The following is a 7856-nucleotide window of genomic DNA, read 5'->3' on the forward strand; positions in this document are numbered from 1 at the left end:
GTCACTTCCGTGCGTGTCGCGACGGCATGGAGCGCTGAGCATCCGGCTCACCCAAGCCCTCGCCGTCCACGGCAAGGGCTTGGGTGAGCCGGTCCAGGTACGCCCGGTACAGCTCGACGAAGTCCAGGCGCCCTTCGGCGATCGCCCACTGCACCTGGAGCCCGTCGGACACGGCGAGGATCTCGCGCGCGACGCCCTCCGGGTCGACTTCCGGCTTCAACTGCCCCGCGTCGACCGCGCGTTGCAGCCCAGCGGCGAGGGAGCGCGCGACACGCTCGTACCGCTCGGCGAAGTAGGCGTGGGCCGGGTGCGAGGGATCACCCGCCTCCGCCGACAGCTTGGTGTGGAGCTGGATGAGCCCCGGCTGGGTGAGGTTGTACGCCGCCAGCGCGAGCACCTCCCGGAACAGCGCGCGTACGTCGTCACCGCCGGCGTCGGGGCCGAGCCGTCCGAAGGTACGGACCGTGCGCTCCTCGCGCGCTTCGAGCACCGCCATCAAAAGACGCTGCTTCGACCCGAAGTGGTGGGTGATGACGGTCGCGGACGTACCCGCTTCCGTCGCGATCTTCGCCAGGGAGGAGTTCAGATAGCCCGCCTTGGCGAAGAGCGCGAGAGCCGCGTCGATGATGGCCGCTCTGCGGGGGTCGGCGGCGGCGTACTGCCCGGTCGGGCGGTGACGGGAGGTGTGCTGCTCCATGGGGGCAGATTACGTTCCCCGCGCGCCCGTGCCCCGGCCCCGAGGACTCCGGCCCCTACTTCAGCCCGCGGTACAGCGCCCCCACCAGATGCACGCTCCGTAGATCCTCTCCCGAGGTCCCGCCACCCATCCGGTTCATCACGTACGCGTACGAGACCCGGTTCTCGGGATCGGCGAACGCGTAGGACCCGCCCGCGCCCCCGTGTCCCACCGCCCGTGGATTGGGGCCCGCCTGCCCGTACCGGTTCAGCATGTAGCCGAGCCCCCAGTCCCACTTCTCACCCCACGCCGTGCCCGCCGCGAGCACCAGGTCCGGCTCGTCGGGCTCGCCCTGCCGGGTCCGGAGCCGTTCGAGTGCAGCGGGGCTCAGCAGCTCGCCGCATCCAAGTGCCGCGTACACCGTCGCGAGTCCCCGCGCGGAAGCGTGCCCGTTCGCCGCGGGGATCTCGGAGGATCGGTAGGCCGCGCTGTTCACGTTGCCGACGGGCAGGTACCGCAGGGCGAGGGTGACGACGGCCATCGGGTGGGCGTCGATCGAGGACACCGGCGGCGCGGGCGGCGGTTCGGAGCCGAGCGCGCTGCGCGGGCCGTCCGCAGCGAGCGGCCTCGCCATGTTCGCGCACCGGCCGTGCTCACTGACCGGAGTGCCCACGTACACGTCCGCGCCCAGCGGTCCCGTGATCTCGCTCCGCAGGAACGTGCCGAGCGAGACCCCGGTGATCCGCCGGACCACCTCACCGACCAGATAGCCGAAGCTCAGCGCGTGGTACCCCTGCGCCGAGCCGGGTTTCCACCACGGCGGTGTCGCGGCCAGCGCCCCGCACACCTTCTCCCAGTCGTAGAGATCGTCCGACGTCATGGGCTCGCGCGGCGCGACCACCCCGGAGCGGTGGCTCAGCAGCCAGCGCACCGGGATGTCGGCCTTGCCCTCCTGGGCGAACTCCGGCCAGTACCGGGCGACGGGCGCGTCCAGGTCGAGCTCGCCCCGGTCGGCCAGCAGATGCGCACTCAGTGCGGTCATCCCCTTGGTCGTGGAGTACACGTTCACCAGCGAATCGCGCTCCCACGCGCGCGTGCCCGTCTTGTCCGCGTCACCGCCCCACAGATCGACGACGAACTCACCGTCGACGGTGGCCGCGACGGACGCCCCGAGGTCACCGCGCTCGACGAAGTTGCGCTCGAACTCCTCGCGTACGCCCTCGAATCCGGGGGCGCAGGTGCCATGGATGCGTACGGTCATGACTCTCCTCGATCGCTGGGACGCCGGCCGCCACATCCTCGCGCATGGTTGCCCACGGCACCTAGAGTGCGGCGACATGCGGTGGCGGAGGAGCGGCAGAAGAGCGGCGGCAGAGGAGAAAAAGAAGAGGCAAGGAGGTGTTCGCACTCCTTGCCACTCTTAATTTATAGCGCAGTGGGGGGCTTGCGGCAAGGCCCCGGTGGTGCCTCACAATCGCAGGCCTACCCCCTGGACCTGCGAAAACGGGAGACTCACCAAGTGCCTGCGTTGCTGTCCGCGTTCGACCTTCCTGCCCGCCTCGCCGCCAAGGCCGACCCGGCGCTGATCGCCCGGGACGAGGAGCACTTCGCGTCCGTCGCACAGACCCTCGAGCAGACCGTCGCCGAAGTGTCCGACCGCCTCGACGCCCAGCGCAGGGCGCCCGGCGGCATCGGCAGGGAGGCGATGGACCGGGACCTGGAGATCCACCGCCTGTCCGGTCGTCTGCGCACCCTGAGCCGCTTCGGTCTCGACCTGTGCCTCGGACACATCGTGACCGCGGACGACCCCGAGCCCGTGTACATCGGCCGGCTCGGCCTCACCGACAGCGAGGGGCGCAGGCTGCTCCTCGACTGGCGTGCCCCCGCGGCCGAGCCGTTCTTCGCGGCGACCCACGCCGACCCGATGGGTCTGGCGAGCCGCCGCAGATACCGCTGGACCGACGGCCGGATCAGCGATTACTGGGACGAGGTGTTCACCGCCGACGGGCTCGAAGGGCATGCGGCCCTCGACGACCAGTCCGCGTTCATCGCCAGCCTGGGCGGCAACCGTTCGTCCCGGATGCGCGACGTGCTCGCCACCATCCAGTCCGACCAGGACGCCATCATCCGGGCGGGTTCCCGCGGTGCTCTCGTCGTCGACGGCGGTCCGGGCACCGGCAAGACCGTCGTCGCCCTGCACCGTTCCGCCTACCTCCTCTACTCCGACCCCCGTGTCGGCCACAGCCGGGGAGGCGTGCTGTTCGTCGGCCCGCACCGGCCCTACCTGAACTACGTCGCCGACGTCCTGCCCAGCCTCGGCGAGGAGGGCGTGCAGACCTGCGTCCTGCAGGACCTCGTCGCCGAAGGGGCCACCGCGAAGGCCGAGAGCGACCCCGAGGTGGCCCGCCTGAAGTCGTCCGCGGACATGGTGAAGGCGATCGAGACGGCCGTCAGGTTCTACGAGGAGCCGCCCACCAAGGGGATGACGGTCTCGACCGACTGGGCCGACGTCTGGCTGAGCGCCGACGACTGGGCCGAGGCGTTCGACGCGGCGGGACACGGCACCCCGCACAACGAGGCGCGCGAGCAGATCTGGGAGGAGCTCGTCGCGATCCTGCTCGACAAGGTCGACGGAGACGTTCCCGGCGAGCTCTTCGAGCGGTCGCTGCGGCACGACGAGGAGCTGGTCACCACCCTGCACCGCGCGTGGCCGCTGCTCGAGGCGGCCGACCTCGTCTCAGACCTGTGGTCGGTGAGGGCCTACCTGAAGATGTGCGCGCCCTGGCTCACCCCGGACGAGGTGCGGACGCTGGGGCGCAAGGCGGCACCCCAGGCCTGGACGCTGTCCGACCTGCCGCTCCTGGACGCGGCACGCCTGCGGCTCGGTGACCCGGAGGCGGCCCGGCAGAAGCGCCGGCACGAGGCCGTCCTCGCCGCCCAGCGCGAGCAGATGGCGCAGGTCGTCGACAACCTGATCGACGCCGCGTCCGCCTCGGGCGCCGACGGGGACGACGGTGAAGGTCTGGTGAGGATGTTGCGCGGCCAGGACGCCCAGGTCAGCCTGGTCGACGAGTCCGAACTGCCGCCCGCCGACCCGGACCGTCTCGCGGGACCGTTCGCGCACGTCGTGGTGGACGAGGCCCAGGAACTGACCGACGCGGAGTGGCAGATGCTGCTGCTGCGCTGCCCGTCCCGGAGCTTCACCATCGTCGGCGACCGCGCACAGGCGCGGCACGGGTTCACGGAGTCGTGGCAGGAACGCCTGGAGCGGATCGGACTCGACCGGATCGAGATGGCCTCCCTGAGCGTCAACTACCGGACACCGCAGGAGGTCATGACGGAGGCCGAGCCGGTCATCCGGGCCGCGCTCCCGGACGCCAATGTGCCGACCTCCGTCCGCAGCAGCGGTATCCCCGTCGTGCGCGGCTCTGTGGCAGAGCTGGACTCGGTCCTCGAAGACTGGCTCGCCGCCCACGCCGAAGGGATCGCCTGTGTCATCGGCGATCCCGCCTTCCGGGAGACGTCCCGCGTCCGGTCACTGACCCCGGAGCTGGCGAAGGGACTCGAGTTCGACCTGGTCGCGCTCGTCGACCCGGAGAACTTCGGCGAGGGCATCGAAGGCGCTGTCGACCGCTATGTCGCGATGACGCGAGCGACGCAGCAACTCGTCGTCCTCACGAGCTGACCGAGCTGGCCGAGCTGGCCGAGCTGGCCGAGCTGACCGAGCTGGCCGAGCTGGCCGAGCTGGCCGAGCTGACCGAGCTGACCGAGCCGAAGCGTTCGGGCTCGAGCCCGCCCACCAAGGGTTGGACTTCTCTTCACATCCAGGTCACGGCCCCTTCCCTGACCCTTGCTCCCCTTGCAACACTTCACCCGCTCACGTCCCCCACACCCCACACCACGAGGTCGAGTCCACTCATGCCAGAACTCAATCGGCGCCGGTTCATGCAACTCGCCGGTGGCACCGCGGCATACGCGTCGCTCTCGCAGAGCATCGCCCGCGCCGCCGCTCTGCCCGCCCAGCGCCGCTCCGGCTCCATCGAGGATGTCGAGCACGTCATCGTCCTGATGCAGGAGAATCGGTCCTTCGACCACTATTTCGGCACGATGAAGGGCGTACGCGGCTTCGGCGACCCGCGCCCCGTGACCCTGCCCAGCGGTAAACCCGTATGGAACCAGTCGGGCGGCGGCAAGGAAGTGCTGCCCTTCCACCCGGACGCCGAGGACCTCGGCATGCAGTTCATCGCGGGCCTCGACCACGACTGGGCGGGCGGCCACAGCGCCTTCGGCAACGGCAGGTACGACAACTGGATCGCCGCCAAGTCCGAGCGGACGATGGCGTACCTGACGCGCGACGACATACCGTTCCACTACGCCCTCGCCGACGCGTTCACCGTCTGCGACGACTACCACTGCTCGTTCATGGGCGCCACCGACCCCAACCGCTACTACATGCTGACGGGGCACGTCGGCAACGACGGCAAGGGCGGCGGCCCGATCCTCGGCAACCAGGAGGCGGGCTACGACTGGACGACGTACGCCGAGCGCCTGGAGCAGGCCGGGGTCTCCTGGAAGGTCTACCAGGACATCGGCGACGGCCTGGACGCGGCCGGGCACTGGGGCTGGATCGATGACGCCTACCGCGGGAACTACGGCGACAACTCGCTGCTCTACTTCAACAAGTACCGCAACGCCAAGCCCGGCGACCCCCTCTACGACAAGGCGCGCACCGGCACGAACGTGAAGGCGGGCGACGGCTACTTCGACCTCCTGAAGGCCGATGTGCTGGCCGACAAGCTCCCGCAGGTCTCCTACATCGCCGCGCCCGAGGCCTTCACCGAACACCCCAACTGGCCCGTGAACTTCGGCGCCTGGTACATCGCGCAGGTCCTGGACACGCTCACCTCCAACCCCGCCGTGTGGGCGAAGACGGCGCTGTTCGTCACGTACGACGAGAACGACGGCTACTTCGACCACGTCGTCCCGCCGTACGTCCCCAAGGACGCCAACCAGGGCAAGTCGACCGTCGACACGGCCCTCGACTACTTCCCCGGCAACGCGCAGTACGCCGCAGGACACTACGGCCTCGGTCAGCGCGTCCCGATGGTCGTCGTCTCGCCGTGGAGCACCGGCGGCTTCGTGAACTCCGAGGTCTTCGACCACACGTCGATCATCCGGTTCATGGAGCGGCGTTTCGGTGTCCGCGAGCCGAACATCTCGCCGTGGCGGCGCGCCATCTGCGGTGACCTCACCTCCGCCTTCGACTTCGGCGGCAAGGACACCGACCCGGCGAGGCTGCCGGACACCGCCGCCTACGAGCCGCCGGACAACGAGCGCCACCCCGACTACGTGCCCAAGGCCCCCGCGAAGGCGAGCCTGCCCAAGCAGGAGTCCGGCTCCCGGCCCGCGCGCCCGCTGCCGTACACACCACTGGTGGACGGAGCCGGAGCGCCCGCCGACGGCAGGTTCACGCTCACCTTCAGTGGCGGTGACGCGGCCGGTGCCTGCTTCCACGTCCGTTCCGGCAACCGCACGGACGGGCCCTGGACGTACACCACGGAGGCCGGCAAGCAGATCTCCGACACCTGGAACACGGCGTACTCGAAGGGTGCGTACGACCTGTCGGTGTTCGGGCCGAACGGCTTCCTGCGCGTCTTCAAGGGACCCGGCAAGACAGCGGGCCCGGAGGTCACCGCGCGCCACGACAAGACCACCGGCAACCTCAAGCTGACCCTCAGGAACGCGGGCGCCGCCGACGTGCACCTCAGCGTCTCCAACGCCTACGGCGGCGCTGCCCAGACGTTCAAGGTGAAGGCGGGCGGCACCGTCGAGCACACCGTCGACCTGCGGGCGAGCAAGCGCTGGTACGACGTGACGGTGAAGTCCGACGCGGACGCCACCTTCCTGCGGCGCTTGTCCGGGCACGTGGAGAACGGCCTGCCGGGGGTCAGCGACCCGGCGATCATTTCCGCCTGACACACCGGGATCGGTGGGGGAGCCGTCGGACCACACGTCCGGCGGCGACCCTCGCGCACCCGGTACGGGCCCGCTGCCACGGTGAGCCAGGCATCACAGGTGTCGCGCGGGGCTGGCGAATCGCCCCCGTCCGCGGGGTACTGTGCCCGGGTGACAACGCAATCGAACACTCCTGCAGGCTGGTATCCGGACCCCCAGGGCGCGCCCCAGCTGCTGCGCTGGTGGGACGGTTCCCAGTGGACCCAGCACACCAACCCGGACCAGTCGGCCGGTGGTCAGCCCGCGCAGGCCCAGCAGGTCCCGCAGCAGGCCCAGCAGGCCCAGTCGCAGCCGGCCCAGCAGCAGGGCGGCCAGCAGGCGCAGGCCGCGTACGGCCAGCCGCAGGCCCAATTCGGCCAGCAGCAAGGCCAGTTCGGTCAGCAGGCGGCCCAGCAGCAGGCTCCGCAGCAGGCCGCGTACGGTCACCCCCAGCAGGCGGCCCCGCAGGCCGACCCGGCCAAGGTGCAGCGTCAGGTGCAGCAGCAGGCGGGCGTCACGCCCACGTCCCAGGGCGGCGGCTCACTCTTCACCGAGCCCGTCCTGGTCGTGAACCAGAAGGCCAAGCTCATCGAGCTGACGAACGAGTACAGCGTGATGGACCAGGCGGGCAACACGATCGGCTCGGTCGTCCAGGTCGGTCAGAGCACGCTGAAGAAGGTCGCGCGCTTCGTCTCCAGCATCGACCAGTTCATGACGCACAAGCTGGAGATCCGCGACGCGTACGGGCAGCCGGTGCTTCAGCTGACCCGCCCCCGCAAGTTCATGAAGTCGCGGGTCATCGTCGAGCGTGCCGACGGCCAGCCGATCGGCGAGATCGTCCAGCAGAACATGATCGGGAAGATCAACTTCGCGATCATGGTGAACGGCCAGCAGGCCGGCGCGATCAAGGCCGAGAACTGGCGCGCCTGGAACTTCTCGATCGTCGACCACGCGGACAACGAGGTCGCCCGGATCACGAAGACCTGGGAAGGCCTCGCCAAGACGATGTTCACGACCGCGGACAACTACGTCCTGCAGATCCACTACCAGCTGCCCGAGCCGCTCCTGAGCCTCGTCGTGGCGACGGCCCTGACGGTCGACACGGCGCTGAAGCAGGACTCCCGCGGCTTCGGGTGAGGTCGTTCCGCACGGAAACGGCGTCGGCGCCCTGGATCCAGGGCGCCGA

At 70.0% G+C, this 7856-nt stretch carries 5 protein-coding genes; 3 read left to right on the plus strand and 2 right to left on the minus strand.

The annotated features are described in order from the left end of the window. Window position 1: 1 nt before the first annotated feature. Both AB0I94_RS27985 and AB0I94_RS27990 read right to left on the minus strand, forming a co-directional pair. Window positions 2-697 carry a TetR/AcrR family transcriptional regulator gene (locus AB0I94_RS27985; protein ID WP_363312455.1) on the minus strand — a complete coding sequence of 232 codons (696 nt, stop codon included), beginning with the start codon at window positions 695-697 and terminating at the stop codon, window positions 2-4. Window positions 698-752: 55 nt separating this feature from the next. Further along, entirely contained in the window at window positions 753-1937 is a 1185-nt protein-coding gene (locus tag AB0I94_RS27990) for a serine hydrolase domain-containing protein (RefSeq protein WP_363312456.1), read from the minus strand. Between the two features lie 258 nt (window positions 1938-2195). Between AB0I94_RS27990 and helR the strand changes: the two genes are divergently transcribed. The 3 genes from helR to AB0I94_RS28005 all read left to right on the plus strand — a co-directional run bounded on the left by helR (window position 2196) and on the right by AB0I94_RS28005 (window position 7807). Then, window positions 2196-4361, plus strand: coding sequence for an RNA polymerase recycling motor ATPase HelR (gene helR, locus AB0I94_RS27995; RefSeq protein WP_363312457.1), 2166 nt, complete (start codon window positions 2196-2198; stop codon window positions 4359-4361). A 233-nt stretch (window positions 4362-4594) separates the two neighbouring features. Further along, window positions 4595-6652 (plus strand): phosphocholine-specific phospholipase C, encoded by a 2058-nt coding sequence (locus tag AB0I94_RS28000; RefSeq protein WP_363312458.1) that lies wholly within the window; start codon window positions 4595-4597, stop codon window positions 6650-6652. Window positions 6653-6802: 150 nt separating this feature from the next. After that, window positions 6803-7807: a phospholipid scramblase-related protein gene (locus AB0I94_RS28005; protein WP_363312459.1), complete on the plus strand. Its 1005-nt coding sequence runs from the start codon at window positions 6803-6805 to the stop codon at window positions 7805-7807. Window positions 7808-7856 lie beyond the last annotated feature (49 nt).

It is taken from the genome of Streptomyces sp. NPDC050147, assembly GCF_040660195.1.
Classification (GTDB): domain Bacteria; phylum Actinomycetota; class Actinomycetes; order Streptomycetales; family Streptomycetaceae; genus Streptomyces.